The sequence below is a fragment of the Nocardioides ultimimeridianus genome (assembly GCF_054777895.1).
Map to the genome: position 1 here is coordinate 201,962 of NZ_BAAHAB010000007.1, position 21,667 is coordinate 223,628.

Genomic DNA, 21,667 nt, shown 5'->3' on the forward strand with positions numbered 1-21,667 from the left:
CATCAGGAGGCGATCTGCCCGTGCGACTCGGTCATCGTCTCGCTGACGCCGTAGCGCGCGAGACAACGTCGGAGCACCCGCAGGGTGTACGCGTCGGCCGGCACCCGCAGCGGCGCGATCTCCGAGGCCCTGGCCACGAGGGTGAACCGGCCGAGGACGTACGGCGTCGTGGCTGCGACCAGCACCCGGTCCAACCGGGTCAGTCGCACGCTGGAGCCCGCTGCGAGGCCCCGCCCGCGGCCGAACGCGCGGGTGAAGAAGACCTTGCTCCACGCCTTCTCGACCCGATCGGCCACGCGGTCGTAGGGCGTCCGCCCGGGCCGGAGGTACGCCGCCAGGGTCGATCGCACGAGCTCGCCGCAGGTGGCGTCGTCGAAGTCGTCGCGCAGCGTGGCGGCGCGGGCGTGGAAGACCCGGACGATGCCCGCGGGGTCGCCGGGCAGCAGGTCCTCGGGCAGCCCCAGCAGGAAGCAGCGGTAGCGGACGAACTCGTGGATCGCCCGCTCGCGCGGGGTCCACTCGGTGCGGCCGGCCCGCAGCGCCGCCATGGCGAGGATGTAGATGTTGATCATCCCGGCCGGCATCTGGTCGACCTGCGGCACCGGGATCCCGTAGATCCGCTGGTCCCACCGCGCGGACCGCTTGAGCGCGTTGCAGCGCACCACGGAGTGCATCAGCCGGACGTGGGCGGTGGTCTCGAAGCCCACGCCGTACCTGCGCAGGGCGCCCGGCAGCGTCGTGACGGCGAAGAAGCTCGTGGTCTCGATGACCCGGCGCCCGGCCCGCCGGTCCGACAGCGCGCCGGTGAGCGCCATCGGCAGGGCGGCGTAGGTGTTGATGAACGTGGCCAGGAAGGCGCCGCGGGTCAGGAACGGCGCGAGGAACGCCGCGGCGATGCGGGAGTGTCGCGCGCCCTCCTCGACGAGGTCCATGTCCAGCCACTCCGGGACGGCCTCCATCGAGGCGAGGAAGGCCCGCAGCTCCTCGGGCGGGTCCTCGACCGCGTCGATGCCCTCGCGGCAGGCGGTGGTGAGCATGGAGATCAGGCCCTTGACGCCGTAGGTGTCCATCAGCGCCGCGTAGGGGTCGGCCGCGACGTCCCCGAGCATCGTCGCGGTCCGCATCAGCTCGACGGTCGCCTCGTCGGCCAGCAGCGGCTCACGCGGAGCGACCCACCCGGGCAGCGAGGCCTTCACGTCCGGGTCGGTGGTGAAGCGGTACGGCGTCGCGGCCAGGTCGACCTCGCCGTACATCGCGGGCTGGAGCACGGCCTGGCGGCGTACCCGCTCGGCGAGCTCGGGGTGGTGCACGGTCATCGGGCCTCGGCTTTCGCGTGTGCTGTGACCATCGTGACACCGACCCGGGCGGCCGGTCCTGCAACCGAACCGCTGAGCGACTCGTCACACTCACGCCTCACCTGGCAGATCGGGAGGGGTACGCCGATTACCCTTGGCCACGGCGAGCCCACCATGGAGAAGAGGACAGAGCCCGCATGAAGATCACGTGGAAGCACCGAGCCGCTGCGGCAGCAGTCGCAGGCCTGTTGCTGACCCTGACCGGTTGCGGTCTCGACGCCGGCTCGAACGACGCCTCCTCGCAGCAGGTGGGCGCCACGACCTCGGCCCACGCCTCCGCGGGTGCGTCCACGGCGACCGCGACGCCGACGCCGACGCCGAAGAAGCACTACCCCAAGGGCCCGCCGATGTACCTCGACAGCATCGCGCCGTTGAGCGGCACGACCGTGGGCGTGGCGATGCCGATCTCGATCGTGTTCAGCGACCCGGTCAAGGCCTCGGCGCGTGCGGGCATCGAGCAGGCGATCTCGCTGAAGACCTCGGTGCCGGTGACCGGTGCCTGGCACTGGTTCGGCGACCAGCGCGTCGACTTCCGCCCGAAGCACTTCTGGCCGGCCGGCACCACCGTGTCGATGGTCGCGGCGCTCAAGCACGTGGGCAACGGCTACGGCCGCTACGGCACCCACGGCTACACGCGCGACTTCACGATCGGCGCCGACGTCCGCACCCACGTCTTCATCGCCAAGCACAAGGCGACCGTGACCAAGAACGGCAAGCTGATCCGGACGATGTCGATCGACGCCGGCAGCCCCGAGTTCCCGTCCTGGGACGGCACGATGGCCGTGGTCAACAAGGAGCGCACCACCCGGATGACCTCCTGCAGCGTGAACATCGCCTGCAGCAAGAGCGACCCGAACTTCTACGACCTCGTGCTGCCGTGGGACGTCCGGATCACCAACTCCGGCACGTTCCTGCACTACTCGCCGGCCGACCCGTACCCGGGCCACAGCTACGGCTCGCACGGCTGCGTCCACCTCTCGTGGGACGACGCCGAGTGGTACTACAACCTCGCCAAGCAGGGCGACCCGGTCACGATGACCGGCTCGCCGCGCGGCAAGGCCGAGGGTGACAACGGGTACGCCGACTACAACGTCTCCTGGGCGGACTGGCTCGCCGGCAGCGGCCGGGGCTCGTTCACCACCACCGCCTGACGGACCTGGTCCGACCCGACCAGGGGCGGACGGGCGGACTACTCAATATTGGTGGTCGGCACCCCCTCACACGAGGGTTCCGGTCCGCGCGCGCTCCGACGAGGGTGGGACACGGTCAGCATCCGCTCGTCGAGCCGTGGGGGTCTCGCGATGATTCGTGTCAGGTTGTTCGGAGCGACGTCGGTCGAGGTGGACGGGCGGTGGCTGCCTGCGAGCGCACTGCGCGGACGACCGCGCCAGATCCTCGAGATCCTCGCCGCCGCCAACGGCGCACCGGTCGCCAAGGAGCGGCTGTCCGACCTGGTCTGGGACGGCGCTCCGCCGGCGTCGTACCAGGGCACCCTGGAGAGCTACATCTGCAACCTGCGCCACAGCCTGGGCGTGAAGAGCGGCCGGGCGTCGGCGCTCGCGACCTCCTCCGCCGGCTACGTGCTCGCCGGCCCGGAGCTCTCCGTCGACCTGACCGAGGTCCACGAGCACCTCGCCGCCTCCGGCTCCGCCGACGCCGTCGTCGACCACGCGCTCGCCGCCGTACAGCTGGCGTCGGGCGACCTGCTGGAGAGCGAGCCGTACGCCGCCTGGGCGGATCGGTCCCGCGACGTCTTCGCCCGGGCAGCCGTGGCGGCGTACGTCCGGGCCGCAGGGCTCGCCAACGGCACCCACCGCTTCGGCGACGCGATCCGGCTGGCGGACGCCGCGGTCCGGCTCGACCGGCTCTGCGAGCTGGCCTGGCAGCAGCTCATCAGGTCCTACTGGCTCGCCGGCCGGCACGGCGAGGCGCTCCGCGCGTACGCCGACCTCCGCCTGGTCATGGCCGAGGAGCTCGGCGACGAGCCGGGTCCGGAGAGTCGCGAGCTCTATCTCGCCGTGCTGCGGAACTCCTCGGAGGACGGCGATCGGAGGCGGTTGTCGTGCGCGGAGCTGCCGACCCTGCTGCTGCTCCTGCGCCAGTCGCTCGCGGCGACCCCGGGTGCGGTCCTGCCGGCGCGCGACTCGGCGCTCTCCGCTGCGGCAGCCCGGGTGATCGCCGCGATGTCGTGAGCAATGGTGCCCACGGCTGACGAAGCAGGACAAGGAATTCGATATTCGGCAAAGAAACAGAGAACACGTCCCGTCGCTCGGTAAAGGCGGTCACAGTTGGGCGTGGGGGGGGTCTCTGCGGTTCCTAGAGGTGAAACTCAATGAGTCAAACGATGGTGCGCAACGAAACACCTCTCGGGACAATCAAGATCGTCGTCGTCGACGATCACCTGATGTTCGCCCAGATGCTCGCGAACACCCTGGACGATCAACCTGACATGGACGTCGTCGGCATCGCCGGCGACGTCTGCACCGCCGTGGCGATGGTCTCCTCGCTGCAGCCCGATCTTGTCCTGATGGACGCTCGGCTGCGCGACGGCGACGGCGTCGCCGCGACCGCGGAGCTGGTGGCCAGGAACCCTGGCCTGCGCGTCGCCGTGCTCAGCGGGCACATCGACAGCGCGCTGATGCGCCGGGCCGCGGCGGCCGGCGCGTGTGCCCTGCATCCCAAGGACGGCGACCTCGACGAGATCCTCCAGGCCGTGCGGACGGCGCGGAGCGGGACCTTCGCGGTCCAGCCGCAGCTGCTGCGCCACCTGGTCTCGGAGACCCGTGACGCACCGGTCTGGCAGCCGGTGCTGACCGACCGCGAGCGCGACGTCCTGCAGTTCCTCGCTGCCGGCCTCGACGCCTCCGTCATCGCCCACGAGCTGGGCATCTCGGTCAACACCTGTCGCGGCTATGTCAAGAGCATCTTGGCGAAGCTCGGCGCCCACTCGCAGCTCGAGGCCGTCGTACTGGCCATGCGCAGCGGTCTGGTCGGCGTCGGCAATGTCGCGCCGTGACGGTGTCAGTGCGGTCTCCAGCGGGCTAGGTCGTCGGGCGCTCCTCGAGTTCGCGCTGGGAGTCCTGGTCGCCATCATCGTCGCCAGCGTGGCGAGCGTCGTCGTCGCCCAGAAGATGTCGGAGAAGATCGCGATCCGGGCCGCCGCGGGACGCGGCGAGGCGTTCGCTCGCGGGGTCGCCGCCCCGCTGGTGAACGAGGGCGTCAGGAACGGGGATCTCCAGGCGACCGAGCTGTTCAGCATGGTGATGAACAACCGGCTCGACGCCGGCTCGATCGTGCACATGAAGCTGTGGTCGGTCGACGGGACCGTGCTGTGGGCCGACGAGGCCGGCCTGATCGGCAAGCACTTCGACCTCGAGGAGCCGGTCAGGAGCCAGGTGGGCGGCGACTTCGTCCATGCCGAGGTCACCAGCCTGGATCAGCCGGAGAACGAGTTCGAGCTGGGATCGGGACGCCTCCTCGAGGTGTACGTCGGCGCGACCGACGGCGACGGCCAGCCGGTCATCGTCGAGACCTACTGGTCGGCTGCCGGCATCCACCGGGACGAGCGGCGGCTGTTCTGGTACTTCGCGCCGCTGTCGCTCGGATCGATCCTGCTGATGCTGCTGATGATGCTGCCGATCGCGGTCAAGCTCGCCCGCAACGCCAGCCGGAGCGTGCTGGAGCGCAACCGGCTGCTCGGCCACGCACTCGGAGCGGCTGACCTCGAGCGGTCGCGGATCGCGCAGATCCTGCACGACGGGGTCATCCAGGACCTGGCCGGGCTCGGCTACGCCCTGCCGTCGGCGTCCTCGCGGATGCGCGACGACTCCGGGCTCGACGGCGCTCGCCGGATCGTCGACGACGCCACCGAGGTGATCCGCAACGACCTCACCACCCTGCGGACGCTGCTCGCCGACATCTACCCGCCCGTCCTGGCCGAGGGCGAGCTCGCGACCGCCATCAACGAGCTCGCGACGAGCGCGGAGCGCTCCGGCCTGATCGTAAGCGTCGAGCTGCAGACCGAGCGACCGCTGGGTCTCGCGACCAACCAGCTGGCCTACCGGATCGTTCGCGAGGGCCTGCTCAACGTCGTCAAGCACACCGCCGCGACCCGTGCCTGGGTGGTCGTCCGCGCGATCGGCGATCTGATCCAGGTGTCGGTGCGCGACAACGGGCCGGATGCCGGACCGATCGTGATCGCCGACCCGCGGTCGGGCCACGTCGGTCTTCGCCTGCTCCTCGACGCACTCACCGACCACGGCGGCGAGCTCTCCATCGGGCCGGCTCCGGAGGGGGGCACGCTGCTCCTGGGATCGTTCCCGGTGCCGGAGGCCGACCGCTGATCCTCTGCCGATCCTGTGCTGATCATCTGGCGTCGGATCCTTGCCTCCGTCCGTCCAAGGAATGCACAGGGGCGTCGGTCGAGACTGGGCGCTGAGCGGTCGAACGGCCGGTCTCGGGCGGGAGGAGGAATCATGATCCGGGTAGTGGTTGCCGATGATCACCCGCTGATCCGGCTCGGCCTGGCCGCGATCCTCGCCGAGCAGCCGGACATCGTGGTGTGCGGTGTCGCGGGCAGTGGGGAGGACGCCGTGGTCCGGGTCCGTGACCAGGCTCCCGACGTGGTCCTGCTCGACCTGTCGATGCCCGGCAGCGGCGGCCTCGCGGCCGCAGCCGAGATCGTCGTGGGCGGCACCGACACCCGGGCGCTGATCCTCACCTGCCAGGACGATGCCGCGCACATCCGCGCCGCCCTCGACGTCGGCGCCAGCGGCTATGTGCTCAAGGACGCCAGCGTGGGCGAGCTGGTCGCTGCGGTCCGGGCGGTGCATCGAGGAGAGCTCGTGCTGAGCGCCGACGCCGCGCGGGCGCTGGAGGAGGACACCGAAGAGGACGCCGCCCTCACGGCTGCGAGGCCGAGGCGCTACTCCCATGGTGGTGAGCCTCGGATCCGGACAGGCCGGGCAGGCCGCCCCACGCCGTGAGGACCACGGCCGCGACGACCAGGACGCCCGCGACCGCTGCGCCGACGCGGGTGGAGTGCCGGTGGGCGCGGCCCGCCGGGAGGCGCATCAGGGCCAGCGCGACCACCGCGGCGACGACCGACATCAGCTCGAGGACGAGGCAGGCGACATCCGGGACGCCGACCTCCTCCGGCACCCGGAAGTCCGCCGGCCCGATCGGCATGCCGACGGTGCGCGACACCGCCCAGATCGCGACCGTGCCCAGCCCGGTGACGACGACCGCGAGCGCCGCCGGGCGGGTCCAGGCGTAGACCGCGAGCAGCGCGAGGCCGAGCTCGACGACCTGCAGCACCACGAAGAACAGGCCCGCGGGCACCCACTCCCCGAAGTGCTCGCCGGCGACCGTGCCGTGCACGATCGCGCTGCCGATGAGGGTGCCTGCCACGGCCGCGCGGGTCACGAGGTCGACGTCGGCGGCGTACGCCGGACGCGGCCTCCTGATCACCGAAGCGAGTGCAAGGTCCATCCCCTCACTGTGCCGCGGTGACCTTGGATCCTCCTTGTGGCGATCGTGATGATCGTGGTGATCGTGGTGGGCGCGCCCGAGCGCCTCAGCAGGCACTGCCGTCGACCTTGAGGATCGTGCAGCTGTCGGCGGGCAGCACGTGCTGGATGCCCCAGGCGCCGGCCAGCGCGAACGGCAGCCGCGAGTCGCCGTACAGGTAGTCACCGGGCCGGCCGCCGCCGGCTCCGCCGACCACGTCGAGGTCGAAGGTCTCCCACGGCCCCATGCCCTGGGCGGTGTTCCAGTTCGAGTTCGGGATGAACCGGTCCTGCGGCCAGCTGAGCCCGCCGAGCGTGAACACGTGGCTGTTCTCGCTGCCGGGCGTCATCATCACGTGGACCAGCATCGGCTCCCCGGCGTACGCCGTCATCGTGGGGACCCCACCGGGATCGGTGAAGCTGTTGCCCGGTGGTGCGGCGTTGTAGCCCAGCAGCGTCCGGCCGGCGTTGGCGTTGGTCGGGTACGGCATCATGTCGCGACCCATCTGGATGTCGTCCTCGGCGAACGGGACGGTGAAGTCCCGGTAGTTCGGCGTCGCCGTTCCCGGAGCCCGGACCAGGACCTGGGCGCCGAGGTCCTTGAGGGCACCGGTGACCGGGTCCCGGAAGATCGTCGGCTGGCCCGAGACCGTCGACGCCGGTGCGACGACGACGGTGCCGTAGAGACCGTTCTTCAGGCTGCCCGCGTTGGCGAGGTCGCCGATCACGGCGCTCCCGATCTTGTCGGTCTGCACGAAGTAGCGGTAGGTCCGCACCCCGCCGGGGTCGACGTTCTGCTCGGGGTTGAAGCCCACGTCGACACCGCCCGACCCGATCTCGCGGTCCAGCTTGCCCATCGAGAACCCGACCGGTGTGGCCAGCGCGTTGTGGAGCGTCACCGTCACGCACTCACCGGCGACCACGTGCATCACGAGCGGCTGCGCGACCTTCGTGCCCACCTTGATGGCGTTGACGTCCGTCGTCGGCACGTACGCCGTCCGGTTGCCGTTCAAGGTGCTCGACCGATCCATCGCGGTCAGGTCGAACGACCGGGCCGGCGCGGTGGACGGGCACGGGTTGCCGGGTCCGTCAGCGGCCGGCGGGTTGTTCCCGGTCATCGTGGGCTCGGTGTACGGCGCACTCGGCGTCTGCACGCCCGACAGCGGCTGCAGGTTGCCGACCATGCCGGGCAGCACCCGGACGATGCCCCAGGCGCCCTGTTGGGTGCGGTTCTCCATGCCGTTGGCGTAGAGGTAGTCACCGGGCCGCAGCCGCATCGAGCTGGGCTCGCCGTTGAGCACCAGGGTGAAGCGCTCGCTGATGCCGCTGTGGATCGCGTCGATCTGGGTGCCGTTCGGCACGCCGTTCATCGTCTGCCGCGGCTCGAGCAACGTGTTCGCGCCGAGGAAGTGCAGCGAGTCGAGCGTCGGCGAGATGCTGATCGTCCGGACCACGAGCGGGTCGTTCGCGTAGAGCCTCGGCAACGGGGTGAGCGGGTCGCCGTACTTCCACGAGCTGAACTGGTGGGCCTTGTCCGGCCGGTCGGCCAGCGGGTTCGCCCGCAGGTTGAGCGTGGAGTAGGCGTCGGCGTCGTTGTCGTTGATCGTCCACAGCGCGAGCTCGCGGAAGCTGCCGTCCACGAGTCCGGGAGCCAGCGGGCTCGGGGTGTTGATGTCGACGAGCGTGCCGGAGTCGACCGGCTTGCCGGTGACCGGATCGGTCCACGTCGAGCCCTTCGGCTCGACGATCAGCTGGCCGACCAGGCCGTGGCCCCAGCCGTGGATGCCGTCGACGTGGTCGTGCCAGAAGATGTTGTCCAGGAGGGTGTCCGGGTACCAGCGTTCCTGGAGGAACTCGGTGCCGGCGTACTCACCGGACGGGTGGGTCCTCTGCACCGGTGCCGTGAGCGTGACCGTCCTTGTGGTCGTGCTCACCGACTTGATCTGCCGGATCTCGATGTTCTCGGTGCCCTGGCCGATGGCGATCCACTTCTGGGCGGCCTTGCCGTTGGCATCGGTGCCGGTCAGCCCGGCGACCGAGGAGAGGGTGAGCGTCGTGCCGCCGGCGGAGGTGGTCTTCGTCAGCGTGGGGTCGGTGACCGGGTAGGGGCGCACGCTGTGCTCGTAGGCGAAGCCGGCGCTCACGCCGTCGGATCCCTGGACGTCGAACTGCACGTGGTGGATGTGCATCGACACCTTGGAGTAGCCGTCGAAGGCCTTGTCGTCGGGGATCGTGTTGTTCAACGTGATCGCGATGCAGTCGCCCTGGTTCGCGCGGATCGCGAGCGGCTCGCCGACGTCGGGCCCGGCGTTGAGGATCCGGTCCTTGTCATGGGCGAGGACGAAGATCTTGCCGTCGGGGTCGACGAAGCTCGGCGTGCGCCGGATCGGCTTGGCGATCGCGACCACGTTGTAGGTGCGCAGGGGCCGATTGGCCGGGCACAGCCCGTCGGGACGGCTGGTCCACGGATTGACGGTGCTCCTGCCCGCGGACGGGGTGTCCGCGTTGTCGCCGAGGTACGGCGCTCCGGTGTGCCCGTTGCCGGTGAACGGGGGGCGTTGGCCGATGTGCGTGCGCAGCAGCGGGTACGCCGGCCGCCCGTTCAGCGGGTTGAACAGGATCGCCGGGCGTCCGCTCACGACGTGGCCCTGGTCGATGGGCAGCAGGTTGGGCTGCCCGGGGATCACGTGCTCGGACTCGATGAAGTCGGTCTGGTCACCGGGCTCTCCCAGGTAGAGCGGCTTGCTCGCCGTACCGGCCACCTTCCAGTCCATCACCGTGGCGTCCTGGGCGTCGGCCTTGATGCCCGACGGCGGCAGCTGGGGGCGGATCCACGCGTCCAGGTTCTTGGCGGTGATCGTGGTGCCGCCGTAGGTGTGCCCGATCAGGCCGGTGGAGTCCACCGGCATCGGCGGGGACAGCCGGTCGGGGAGCGGCACCAGGTCGGGCTGCAGGGTGTCGTAGACCCGCCACACCGACCACATGCCGGAGACGTAGTGCTTGGCGATGTGGCAGTGGAACAGGAAGTCGCCGACCGACTGCTGGACACCGCCCGCACCACCCTCGATCTCGAGGTTGTAGGCCTCGCCGGGGCCGATCGACTGGGAGTCGAGGCGCTGCGACGGCGTCATCCAGGCGGGGGGATCCTTGCGGAGACCGGTGTCCGCGTAGTTGTAGGTCGGGTCGGAGACCGGGTTGAAGCGCCACCGGTCGCCGCCACCGTGCAGGTGGTAGATGTGGAACTTCTCGGCCCCGGCGTGCATCAGCCGGATCTTGGTCGGGTCGGCCAGGTAGCCCCGCATCATCGGGGTCGACGGCTCACCGAAGGTGTAGGAGCTGTAGGCGTGGGCCTTCTCCGTGGGGAACTTCAGCAGGCGGTTGCGGAAGGGCTCGCTGCGGTAGTTCAGCGCGAAGGCGCCGGGACGGTAGGAGCCGGTCGTGTTGTCGACCAGCGGCACGAGGCTGCCGTCCTCGGCGGTGAGCTGCTCGTTGTCGTTGCCGATCTCGTGGTGCAGCAGCGCGGCCTCACGGAACGAGCAGCTCTGCTGGGTGCTCATCGGGTCGCACGGCACGTTGACCCCGGCCGGCTTGATGATGGCCTCCCAGCCGGAGGCGAGCGGCTGGCCGGGCGTGCTGGCGTCCCAGTACGTCGATCCCGGGGGCTCGACCTCGAGGGCTCCGAACAGCCCGTGGTCGACGGCTGCCCGGTTGCCGGGGCCGGGGTGGATGTGGTGGCCGCCCTCGGCCCGCGCGTCGTCGGGGACGGAGTAGCGGTAGGTCACGGTCTGGCCGAGCGATGCGGTGGAGTCGGGGTTGGCGCCGACCTGGTCGCCCGAGGAGCTGACGTCGAAGCTGAGCCCGTCGATGTGCATGCCGACCGGGCCGCGAGAGGACTTGTTGGTGAACGTGATCGACACGCAGTCGCCCTCGTTGGCACGGATCACCAGCGGCTGGATCGGGTCGTCGTGTTCGCCGATCGACACCTGCTGGGTCTGCTCCTGGTGCCGGATCGCAGGGATCGCGTCGTCGAGGGCGTACATGACGCCGTGGGGGTCGTGGTCGCCGAACCGGTTGACCGGGATGTCGACGTCGATCGCGCTCACGTCGAAGGACTTGTCGGCCGGACCGCCCGAGAGGCAGTCCGCGGTCGAGGTCGCCGCGCCGGCGGGCGACGCAGCCGTCAGGGCGCTCGTCGCGACCAGCGTCGTGGTCCCGGCCGCGATCGCGAGAAGTGCTCGGACCCGCCGGGACGACAAGGTCCCGGCGGCCCGGCGCGCCCTGTGCAACAGGGCGATGAGGGGCAGCAGCACCACCAGCAGCGTCGCCGCGTCGGCGAGCCACAGGCCGATGCTGAGCGTCCCGGTCTCCGCGGAGGCGTGCAGCTGCGCGCCAGCAGCCACTGCGAGAGCCGCCGCGGGACCGATCAGGAGGGCTTCCCGGGCTGCGCCCGCCTCCTGCTCATGGGGGTCTCGTCGTGCCGGACGGAGCAGGCCGAGGAGGCCGACGACCACCGTCACGGTGGGGACGAGGGAGTAGCCGACGAGAGCGCCGAAGGCGACCAGGGAGGTCGCGCCGTCGTGACCCGCGTGCCGGCTCGGCTCGAGCAGGGCGAGCCAGGCGGCCCCACCGACGCACAGGGCCAGGCCGGTGAGCATGTCGGCGGCGAGCGTGACGGAGGGGGAGCGGGGATCGAGAGCGGCGGAAGCGGGTCGCGTACTCATGGTGACCTCCAGGGTCGGCGTGCTGAGCGCGGGCGCTCAGTGGTGGTGCTCGGGGCTGTTGGGATCCGGGACGTACGGCGCCCCGGCGGGCAGTGCGGGGATGTCGATCGTGCGGCGGGTGCCGACGGCACCCAGGAGCAGGCGCGTGATCCCCCGGGGGACCACGAAGCCGATCGACCCCTCGACGGTCGCGTGCGGAGCGAGGACGCCGTCGTCGAGCGTTCCGCTCGCCGGCAGGATCGGCTTGCTGGAGCCGGGGAGGTAGGCGCGCAGCTGGCTGACGTCGTACGCCGCCCGGCGGCCGCCCGCGGACAGGTCCAGCCACACCTGGACCATCACCTGGTCCTCGGTGACCAGGCCCTGGATGTTGTGCCCCATGCCGCCCATCAGGTCGGCGTTGGCGATGCCGACGACCTCCTCGGCGGACACGACCCGGAACGTCACGTCCCCGAGCCGCAGCGCGGCAGGGTCGTCGCCGGCGGTCTGCAGGAGGATGGCGGCCCGGAGTCCGCCGTACGCCGTGACAGCGAGGAGCAGGACCGTGGCGATCAGCGCCCACCGGACGGTGATCGGCTTGCCGCGGGTGCGCAGAGCGGTTGCATCCATGTCCTGATGGTGCGCCGAGCGCCTTGCACGGATCTTGGACGCACGGATGCCCGTGGCCGTCGGCCACGGGCATCCGTGTGGTGCTGTGGTGCTCTACTCCCTCCTAGGTCCGGAAGGTCCAGCTCACCGCGACCAACCTGTTGCCGGCCAGGTCACGGATGCCGTTGGTGAGGTTGACCCGCCAGTTGGTGCCCGCCGTGAGCGGCAGGATCGGCGTCAAGGTCGCCGTCTGCCCGTTGACGCTCAGGGTGACGATCGCCAGGACCGTGCGGCCGGTGGCCACGTTGGTCAGGGTGAACGTCCCGCCCGTCACGCCGGTCACCGGCTCGCTGAAGCCGACCACCACCTGGGTTCCGGTGGAGACGCCGGTGGCATTCGGCGCCGGGGTCCTCGACACGACCGTGGGTGCGGTCGTGTCCAGCACCGTCCGGAAGGACCACGTCGTGGTCGCCAGCGGGTTGCCCGCCAGGTCCCTGATCGCCGTGGCACCGCCGGTCAGCTGGGCCGTCAGCTGCGTGTTGGTCGGCAGCGGAGCGTTCGGCGTCAGCGTGGCCGTGTTGCCGGTGATGGTGACGGTCGCGGGGACAGCCACCCCGGTCAACGTCCTGCGCAGGGTGAACGTGGTGCCACTGACCCCGGTCACCGGCTCGCTGAACGTCGCCGTCACCGTGCTGTTGAGCGGGACGTTGGTCGCCCCGTTCGCGGGCGTCCGTGCCGTCACGGTCGGAGGCGTGGTGTCCGCCAGGACCGTCACCGCGTTGGACGGCGCACTGGTCGTGCCCGCTCCGTTGGCGTTGGATGCGAACACCCGCAGCCGGACGGAGGTTCCGGGCGTGAGACCGGTGACGGTGCCGCTCGTGGCGGCGGGTCCGGCTGAGGCCGTGCCCACCACCGCGTTCGACGCGTTGATCGCCTGGATGGTGTAGCCGGTGATCGGCGAGCCGCCGTCACTGCCCGGAGCCGTCCAGGTGACGCTCGCCGAGTTGATCCCGGCGGTCGCCGTGCCGATCGTCGGCGCACTCGGAACCGTCGAGTGCGGGGTCACCGCGTTCGACTCCGCCGAGTACGGGCTGACCCCGAACTGTCCGACCGCCCGCACCTTGAAGGTGTAGGTGGTGCCGTTCACCAGGCCCGTGATGTGGGCGTTCGTGTCGGTCGAGGGAGCAGTACGGAGAGCGCCCTGCTGGACACCACCCGAGAGCACCTGGATGTCGAACGACGTGGGGGCGGCTCCGGTGGTCGCGGGCGTCCAGGTGACGTCAGCGGAGGAGTTGCCGGCCGTGGCCGTTCCGATCGTGGGTGCATCGGGTGCCGTGAGCAGGACCGACTGGTCGCTGAACTGCAGCCGCTCCATGTTGAACAGCGTGTCGGAGCCGTCTCCCTTCGACACCACACCGGGGGCCGGAGCCGCGCTGGTGGTGTCGGTGACCGTGACCGACCCGTCGGGGTTGGACGTGATCGTGTACTGGGAGCGCGGACCGGCGTACACCGAGGTGTCGCAGTTGACCGGTGCGCTGGCGCTGCAGTCCGCCGGAGCGTTGACGTTGTCGACGATCTCACGGACGTTGACCAGGTTGCCCGGGTCGACGAGACCGGCGAAGACCGCCTGCTGCAGGGTCATCCCGGCGGTTCCCGGCCCGAAGTTGCCGCTGGTGGGCAGCCCCTCCATGAGGTCGGTGCGGCCGAGCTCGTTCCCGTTGCCGTCCGTCACGCTGATCGCGACGCGCAGCTCCTTGTCACCGTCGATGACCTCGTCGCCGGCGCGGCCGGTGATCGTGTCACTGCCGGGACCACCGAGCAGGATGTCACCCTCGCCCCAGACCGGGCCGCTGAGCGGGCACCGTCCGGAGGCGGAGCCGGCAGCCACGTCGGCGGCCGTTCCCAGCCACTGGGCGACCGGGGGGAGCAGGGCGCCCAGGCCCTTGATCCGGTTCATCCCGGCCTGGTCGATGGCGTCACATCCCTGGAAGCCGCCGCCGGTGATGAGGCGGGGGTTGGCCAGGACGCCGTCGGTGCCCTTGATGACGTCGTTCAAAGGACCGCCCGAGTCGGCCTCGGTCTCCTGCCAACGGTCGCGGTTGACGATGATCTGGATCGGCAGGCCGCCCAGGTTGTTGTTGATCATCATGTCGTCGTCGGCTGCGGTGGTGTCGTACTGGTGGATCGCCCAGTCGAAGCCGCCGGCGCCGGCGTTGCGGTCGATGGCCGCGTTCTGCGCCATGATGTCGTCGCCACCCTCGGCGTCGTAGTCGTTCTCACCCGGCTGGCCGACGAAGATGTCGTTGCCAGGTGCGATCTCACCCGGGTCGTCGAAGAACGGCGCGCCGTGGTCGCCCTGGAGCAGGTCCTGACCCGTGCCGCCCTCCTCCCAGTCGTCGCCACCGTCTCCGAAGATGGCGTCCGCACCCTGGCCGGCGATGATGTAGTCGTTGCCGGGGCCTGCGAACTCCTCGTTGTCGTTGGCTCCACCGTTGATGAAGTCCTGACCGTCACCGCCGGTGGCGATGTCGTCACCGGGACCGGTGTCGATCGCGTCGTTGCCGGGACCGCCCTTGAGGACGTCGGCTCCGTCGAGGTCGGTGATGACGTCGTTGCCCTCACCACCGAGTGCCACGTCGTCGCCGCCCTGGCCCTCGATCCGGTCGTTGCCGAGACCGCCCCAGAAGGTGTCGTTGTCGACACCGCCCGTGACGCGGTCAACGCCGTCGGTGCCCTGGTAGACCGCCTGACCGTTGATGCCGCTCGGGTCGACGGTGTTCCTCGTCTTGTACGAGATGGTGCCGTCGGGTGAGCGGGTCAGCAGCAGCGACTCGTCGCAGTCGGTCGTGGTCGGGTCGTCGGCCACCGTTGATCCGAACTGGGTGAAGCCCGCAGGGGTGCCCGCGAGGTGGGCCAGCTGGAACTTGCAGTCGGCGGTCGCGAACGCGTCGGCCTTCAGGGTGTTGGTGTTGTCGGTGTTGCGCTGGATCAGCTCGGAGAACGAGTTGCCCTCGAGCTGGCTGCGCAGGTTCAGACCCGGCGTACGCGCCAGGTAGTAGAACCGGTCGCCGTCCTGGAGCTTCTCCAGCTGGGTCTGGAACACGTAGTTGAACGTGCTGCCCAGCAGGCCACCGTTGAGGTTGGTGACCTCGGCGAGGCCACCGACCCAGAGGTCGACGGTGTCGAGGCCGGTGGTCGTGACGCCGCCGGCGTTGCTCGCCCAGGCGCCGGTGCTGAACATGAAGTCAGCGGCGTCCGCGGGAGCGGTGTCGGTCGGCAGCGGGTCGACGATGGCCCGGGCCGCGTCGCGCTTGGCGGCGACGGTCGTGGCGTTGACGATCGTCGGGTGCGTGCCGTACGCCGCCACGAAGTTGATCAGCGACTCGGGGTGCTTCAGGTGCTGTCCGAAGTCGCTCCAGCTCGTGTAGGGCTGCATCTGACCGTCGTTCGTCTGGGCGAAGATCTGCCGACGGACGTCGTTCAGCGGCGGGATCCCGGCCTCGCGGGCACGGGCCATGTTGATCGTCGCGAGGTCGAGCGGGAGACCGAGCAGGTTGTTGCGCAGGGTCTCGGTGACGAACTCGTCCAGCTCGTTGCCGACCTGGTCCGAGGAACCCATCACGATGGATCCTGCTGCCGCCCTCGCCCCGAGGGTGCCCGATGATCCGCCGTCGAAGAACTCGGGCGGGTTCAGGAAGGCCGTCAGCAGCGGCAGGGAGTTGTCCGAGCCGTCGCCGTTGGTCCGCGCGACGGTGTCGTCGAGCATCGAGTGTCCGAACCGGTAGACGGCGTGGGCGAACTCCGCGTCGATGGCGGGGTTGATGTCCGGCGAGTACACGTGGAACGGCCGGACAGCCGGCTGGACCTTGCGCGCGAACTCCTCGAACACCAGGTGCTGGTACTCCATCTCGGTGACGAAGCGGGCCGCCTGGAACAGGCGCTCGCCGTAGTCGTAGCCGGAGACGCCGATCGCCTTCCAGTCCGCGAGCGCGGCGACGCCGGCCGCCGAGGTGTCGCTGGTGAGCACGTTGTTGATGTAGCTCACCAGGCGGTTGTGCTCGGAGTGGAAGATCTGGTGGATCGTCGACAGCGCGATGTTCTCGTTGCACCGGCCGTCACCGCAGGCGAAGTGCGAGTTGAGCATCTCGTCGTCGTAGGTGCCGGCGGGCTGCGCGGCGAAGTCCGCCGACGGGGTGTTGTCGGCGTCGGGCACCGGGACGCAGTTGCAGGTGCCGGGGCCGAACTGCGGGCTCGGGTCTGCGTTGTGCGCGATGTCGGTGAGGAACGGCGTGTCGAAGTGGAGCACGTTGGACGGCACCGGGACCGGGTTGGCGAGGTTGCCCTCGACGAGGCCGGTGGTGGTCACGTACTGCGGCAGGCCGCGGGCCGGGCCCGGGATGAACTTGCCGTACGGGTCGGTCGCTAGCATCGGGATGTTGGTGACGTCGCGGTCGACCAGCTTCAGTCCGAGCGTCGAGGCCGCCTGAGCCTTCACCGAGTGCCAGGTGCTCTCACCCTCGGTGCCGTCCGGCGAGTTCGGGTAGATCGCGCCGGCGTTCTCGCCACCGAGCAGGAATCCCGTCGAGACCGATGCGGGGTTGTCCGCCCCGTACGGGCCGGGACGCGTCGACGGCGCGTACGCACGCAGGAAGACCTGGTGCGAGGCGTGCGAGGTGTAGGTCTGGCTCTGGTCGACCCACGGGGTGTCCGTGTTGTTGGCGTCCTGGATGTCGTCGGCCGTGCCGAGGACACCGTCGGGACCGGGCTGGTTCTGGGCGCGGGTCAAGACCATGAACGCCTGCGAGGCGGGAACCTCGTCGCCGGTGTTCGGCTTGCCGTCCGGGCCGAGCGTCCGCAGCGGGTCGTCGTCCTTCAGCGGGACGAACACGGTTCCGCCGCTCTTGACCGTCTGGTCGACGCCGTGGTCGAAGAACTGGCCGAAGAACGTGAACAGGCTGTTGTACGGCGGCGACAGGCCGACGTCGGTGGTCACGTTCGGGATGAACAGGGTCTGGTGCGACGGCACACAGCCCGTCGGGACACCCGCGACCGGCGGGTTCGCCAGCGGGTCGGGGTCGGTCGTGCACGGGAACTTGCCCGGGTTGCCCTGCGACCGGACCGGGAACTCGGCGGCGGCGACCGCGGCCGGGTTGGTCGAGGTCTGGTCCACGATCAGGTTGGAGATCACGCGCGGCTGGGAGTCGAAGACGTTGCCGGACTTCTGGGCGTACGTCGTCGAGCCCGCCGGACCGAAGCCCGGCGGGACGTCCTCGGCCGGGCGGAACTTCGGGTTGGTCAGCCGCGGGAAGGGCTGGTCGGCCGCAGCGAAGTTCTCGTCACCGAGCTTGAGGTTGTTGCAGCTGCCGTCCACGGTGCGCAGACCGTAGGAGGTCAGGATGTCGGGGACCTGCTCGGCGTCCGGGATGCCGTCGCCGGGCTGGTTGAGCAAGGTGCTGCAGGGGTGCGCCGGCGTGCGGGTGAGCGAGTGACGCTCGGCGATCTTGATCTGCTTGAGGATGAACGCCAGGTCGCCGGTGGTGACGGTGAAGCCGTTGCCGACCGGCCCGACGGCCGCGTGCGCGGGCGTGGGCGTGGCGACGACCTGGATGCCGAGCGCCAGCGGTACGGCGAAGGCGGTCGCGAGCGCGACCCGGGACCGGCGGGCGGAGAGGAGCGAGCCGAGTCGTCCCGCGGCCTTGCGGTGGTCCGGCGGGCGGCGTCGTCTGAGCGTTCGACCCGCAGGGGAGGTGCCGGACGAGTGGCGGCTGTGGCGAGGACGCAATTGGAGCATGATCGAACCTGCCTCGATGTCGGAGTGGATCCCCCCACCATCCGAAGGCGACCTTGGGAATTCCTTGCGGTCGCTCCCGCCCGGCGTCCCCGGCCCGTCCTGGCCTCGTCCGGCCTCCCTGACGGCGAGCGGACCTCCACGGGGGTCAGCCGTGGAGGTCCGCCGGGCGGTTGCCGCAAGCGGGGTCGGCTCCGCCGCACCGCGCTGTAGGGGTTTCAGCGCGGGACGCCCTCCCAGACCGGAGAGGCGTTGCGGGAACGCTAGGGACCGGAACTTGGAAATTGCTGGGCCGCCGCGTCCCGGTGGCGGGTGTGCGGCCGAGGGGTTCTGGGCACCGGCACCCCATGCATCGAGTGGTGGTGGTGACCGGGGCGAGTGCCGGGGTGGGACGGGCGAGCGCCGTCGCGTTCGGCCGTCGCGGCGACCGGGTGGTGCTGGTCGCGCGAGGGGAGAAGGGGCTCGAGGCGGCCGCGGAGGAGGTACGCCGAGCGGGCGGTGAGGCCTTCGTCGTACCCGCCGACGTGGCCGATCCCGCCCAGGTCGAGGAGGCGGCGCGCCGGGCGGAGGAGCGGTTCGGGCCGATCGACATCTGGGTCAACGTCGCGTTCAGCAGCGTCTTCGCGCCGTTCAAGGAGACCACGCTCGAGGAGTTCCGGCGTACCACCGAGGTCAGCTACCTCGGCTTCGTGCACGGCACCAAGGCCGCCCTGGACCGGATGCTGCCGCGCGACCGGGGCGCGATCGTCCAGGTCGGCTCGGCGCTGGCCTACCGCGGCATCCCGCTGCAGGCGGCGTACTGCGGCGCCAAACACGCCATCCAGGGCTTCCACGACTCGCTGCGCTGCGAGCTGCTGCACGACCGCAGCGGCGTCCACGCCACGATGGTGCAGCTGCCGGCGGTCAACACGCCCCAGTTCGACTGGGTGCTGAGCCGGCTCCCGCGCCGGCCCCAGCCCGTCCCGCCGATCTTCCAGCCGGAGGTGATCGCGGAGACCATCGTGTACGCCGCCGAGCACCCCCGCCGCCGCGAGTACGTCGTCGGCGGCAGCGCCGTCGCGACGATCTTCGGCAACCGGCTGGCCGCGGGGTTCCTGGACCGCTACCTGGCACTGACCGGCTACGACTCCCAGCAGACCCCCGAGCCGGCGGGTCCGGACCGCCCCGCCAACCTGTGGGAGCCGGCCGACGGTCCGGACGGGCGCGACTTCGGGGCCCACGGCCGCTTCGACTCCCAGGCGTCGAGCCGGTCCCTCCAGGCGTCGCTGACCCGCTCGCCGCGATGGGTGGCGCGGGTCGTCAACCCGATCGCGTTCCTGATCGCCGGCGCGCGGATGGCCCTCCAGGACCCGCTGCCCTTCCTGCGGGCCCTGTTCTCCCGTGCCTGACGCGGCCGGCCGCCGGGCCGCGGCGGCGGTCCTCGCGCTCGCCGGGGCCGGTGTCGCCGGCTACCTGGCCGCCGTGCAGATGGGCGCGATCGGCCACGCCTGGGACCCGTTGTTCGGCGACGGCACGGACACCGTCATCAACTCCTCGGTGGCCAACCTGCTGCCCTTCCCGGACGCGCTGCTCGGCGTGCTGGGCTACCTGGTCGAGGCCGCCCTGATCCTGGTCACGGCCACCGACCGGGGCCGCTCCCCCCGCTGGCCGGCGCTGCTCCTGGAGGTCGAGGCGGTCGCGTTCGCCCTCACCGGGGTCGGGTTGGTCGCGGTCCAGGCCTTCGTCGTGGGGGCGTGGTGCAGCTGGTGCCTGGCCTCGGCTGCGCTGTCCTGGGCGATCCTGGCGCTGACCCTCGGGCTCAACCGCGGCCGAGCTCCTGCTCCGCACCGGTCGCCGAGGTGAGCGTGTTGCTGCCGCCGAGCTGACGGGCGCTGTTGACCAGCCCGACCAGGCTGAAGGCCTGCGGGGTGTTGCCGAGCTGGCGACCGGCCCGGACGTCGTACTCCTCGCTGAGCATGCCGACGTCGTTGCGCAGCCGCAGCAGTCGCTCGAACAGCCGGCGGGCGTCCTGCTCGCGGCCGATGCCGTGCAGCGCGTCGACCATCCAGAAGCTGCACGCGACGAAGGCGCCCTCCTTCCCCGAGAGCCCGTCGGTCTCGCCGTCGACCTCGGGGTCGTAGCGGATCAACAGGCCGTCACGACACAACTCACGCTCGACGGCCTCGATGGTGCCGCGCACCCGGTCGTCGCGCCAGGGCAGGAAGCCCACGCGCGGGATCTGCAGCAGCGCCGCGTCCAGGCCCTTCGAGCCGTAGAACTGGGTGAACGTCCCGCGCTCGGCGTCGAAGCCGTTGTCGCACACGTCGCTATGGATCTCGTCGCGCAGCGCGCGCCATCGGTCGACGGGGCCGTCCAGGCCGTGGACCTCCACGCTGCGCACGGCGCGGTCGACGCCGGCCCAGGCCATCACCCGCGAGTGCACGAACGGCCGCGCGGGGCCGCGGACCTCCCACATGCTGTCGTCCGGCTCCTGCCAGTGGCCCTCCAGCCAGTCGAGGAGCTTGCGTTGGACGTCCCACGCGTGCCCCGACGCGGCCAGGCCGGCCGCGCGCGCCAGGTGCAGCCCGTCGAGGACCTCGCCCCACACGTCGAGCTGGAACTGGCCCGCCGCGGCGTTCCCCTCGCGGACCGGCCGCGAGCCGGCGTACCCGCAGAGCCAGTCGGCGTTCGACTCCGGGAGCCGCCGCGACCCGTCCAGGCGGTACATGACCTGCAGCTTCGACGGATCGCCGGCGACCGCGCGCACCAGCCACTCCCGCCACGCCTTCGCCTCGTCGACGAAGCCGGTGCCGAGCAGAGCCTGCAGGGCGAAGGTCGCGTCCCGCAGCCAGCAGAACCGGTAGTCCCAGTTGCGCTCCCCACCGATCGCCTCCGGCAGCGAGCTGGTCGCGGCCGCCAGGATGCCGCCGCTGGGGTGGTAGGTCAGCGCCTTGAGCAGCATCAGGGAGCGGCGTACGGTGTCACGCCACTCGCCGTCGTACGTGCAGGTGCGCATCCACGACCGCCAGAAGTCCAGCGAGTCGCGCAGCGCCTGCTCGGCGTCCACCCGCCGCGGGCGGTCGCGGTAGGACTTCTGGTGGGTGAGCACGAAGGTCTCGCGCTGACCCGCGCCCACGGTGAACCGGCCGCGGATGTCGCCCTCCTCGGCGCGCATCGGCACCGACGTCGCGAGCCACACCGCCTCCGGGCCCGCGATCGCCGCGATCTCGCCGTCGCTGCGGTGGCTGATCCACGGCGTGATCCGGCCCATCTCGAAGCGCAGCCGCAGGTCGGACGCGAGCTCCACGCGGCCGCGTCGGCCATCGACGATCCGCACCACGTCCGCCGCCTCGCCGCGCGGGGGCATCAGGTCGGTGACGTCCACCTCGCCGTCAGCGGTGCGCCAGCGCGTGCGCAGGACCAGGGTGTCGCCGTCGTAGTGCCGGGTCGCGATCGCGTCGGCATCGGTCGGGGCCAGCCGCCAGCACCCGGCGCCCTCGTCGTCGAGCAGCGCCGCGAAGCAGGCCGGCGAGTCGAACCGGGGCAGGCACAGCCAGTCGATCGAGCCGTCGCGCGCGACCAGCGCCGCCGTGTGCAGGTCGCCGATCAGCGCGTAGTCCTCGATCGGCTTGCTGGATCGCTCGGTGTCCACGGGTCAGGCTCCTTCTGACGGTGACGACGGTGCGGTACCCAGAACCGCCCTCCTCCACGAACCCGGTCGGCGTCCGGGCT

13 protein-coding genes are annotated in these 21,667 nt (G+C 70.9%); 7 read left to right on the top strand and 6 right to left on the bottom strand.

The annotated features are described in order from the left end of the window. Positions 1 to 2: 2 nt before the first annotated feature. Complete coding sequence (locus tag ACYU8V_RS07740) at positions 3 to 1,316, bottom strand: hypothetical protein (protein ID WP_460846407.1); 1,314 nt, start codon at positions 1,314 to 1,316, stop codon at positions 3 to 5. A gap of 176 nt (positions 1,317 to 1,492) precedes the next feature. Between ACYU8V_RS07740 and ACYU8V_RS07745 the strand changes: the two genes are divergently transcribed. The 5 genes from ACYU8V_RS07745 (at position 1,493) to ACYU8V_RS07765 (ending at position 6,340) form a co-directional block, all read left to right on the top strand. Then, complete coding sequence (locus tag ACYU8V_RS07745; protein ID WP_460846409.1) at positions 1,493 to 2,506, top strand: L,D-transpeptidase; 1,014 nt, start codon at positions 1,493 to 1,495, stop codon at positions 2,504 to 2,506. A 150-nt stretch (positions 2,507 to 2,656) separates the two neighbouring features. Then, positions 2,657 to 3,547 carry an AfsR/SARP family transcriptional regulator gene (locus ACYU8V_RS07750; protein WP_460846410.1) on the top strand — a complete coding sequence of 297 codons (891 nt, stop codon included), beginning with the start codon at positions 2,657 to 2,659 and terminating at the stop codon, positions 3,545 to 3,547. A gap of 152 nt (positions 3,548 to 3,699) precedes the next feature. Next, entirely contained in the window at positions 3,700 to 4,371 is a 672-nt protein-coding gene (locus ACYU8V_RS07755; protein WP_460846411.1) for a response regulator transcription factor, read from the top strand. Further along, positions 4,358 to 5,698 (top strand): sensor histidine kinase, encoded by a 1,341-nt coding sequence (locus tag ACYU8V_RS07760; protein WP_460846412.1) that lies wholly within the window; start codon positions 4,358 to 4,360, stop codon positions 5,696 to 5,698. The genes ACYU8V_RS07755 and ACYU8V_RS07760 overlap by 14 nt, the downstream gene beginning before the upstream one ends. 132 nt (positions 5,699 to 5,830) lie before the next feature. Further along, positions 5,831 to 6,340, top strand: coding sequence for a response regulator (locus ACYU8V_RS07765; protein ID WP_460846413.1), 510 nt, complete (start codon positions 5,831 to 5,833; stop codon positions 6,338 to 6,340). On the opposite strand, the gene ACYU8V_RS07770 is transcribed toward ACYU8V_RS07765, so the two are convergent. From ACYU8V_RS07770 to ACYU8V_RS07785, 4 genes are all read right to left on the bottom strand, one after another. Beyond that, entirely contained in the window at positions 6,258 to 6,845 is a 588-nt protein-coding gene (locus ACYU8V_RS07770) for a hypothetical protein (RefSeq protein WP_460846415.1), read from the bottom strand. The two genes, ACYU8V_RS07765 and ACYU8V_RS07770, sit on opposite strands and share 83 nt — an antisense overlap. Positions 6,846 to 6,930: 85 nt before the next feature. After that, positions 6,931 to 11,583 carry a multicopper oxidase domain-containing protein gene (locus ACYU8V_RS07775; RefSeq protein WP_460846416.1) on the bottom strand — a complete coding sequence of 1,551 codons (4,653 nt, stop codon included), beginning with the start codon at positions 11,581 to 11,583 and terminating at the stop codon, positions 6,931 to 6,933. A gap of 36 nt (positions 11,584 to 11,619) precedes the next feature. Next, positions 11,620 to 12,189 carry a hypothetical protein gene (locus tag ACYU8V_RS07780; protein WP_460846417.1) on the bottom strand — a complete coding sequence of 190 codons (570 nt, stop codon included), beginning with the start codon at positions 12,187 to 12,189 and terminating at the stop codon, positions 11,620 to 11,622. Between the two features lie 103 nt (positions 12,190 to 12,292). Further along, entirely contained in the window at positions 12,293 to 17,959 is a 5,667-nt protein-coding gene (locus tag ACYU8V_RS07785; protein WP_460846418.1) for a peroxidase family protein, read from the bottom strand. A gap of 344 nt (positions 17,960 to 18,303) precedes the next feature. Here ACYU8V_RS07785 and ACYU8V_RS07790 point away from each other — a divergent pair, with 344 nt between their 5' ends. Then, a complete protein-coding gene (locus ACYU8V_RS07790; protein ID WP_460846419.1) occupies positions 18,304 to 19,344 on the top strand; it encodes an SDR family oxidoreductase in 1,041 nt (346 codons plus the stop codon). Further along, entirely contained in the window at positions 19,337 to 19,798 is a 462-nt protein-coding gene (locus ACYU8V_RS07795; RefSeq protein WP_460846420.1) for a vitamin K epoxide reductase family protein, read from the top strand. The genes ACYU8V_RS07790 and ACYU8V_RS07795 overlap by 8 nt, the downstream gene beginning before the upstream one ends. Here the strand turns inward: ACYU8V_RS07795 and ACYU8V_RS07800 are convergent. Beyond that, positions 19,755 to 21,587 carry a glycoside hydrolase family 15 protein gene (locus ACYU8V_RS07800; RefSeq protein WP_460846421.1) on the bottom strand — a complete coding sequence of 611 codons (1,833 nt, stop codon included), beginning with the start codon at positions 21,585 to 21,587 and terminating at the stop codon, positions 19,755 to 19,757. The genes ACYU8V_RS07795 and ACYU8V_RS07800 overlap by 44 nt on opposite strands. Positions 21,588 to 21,667: the final 80 nt, after the last annotated feature.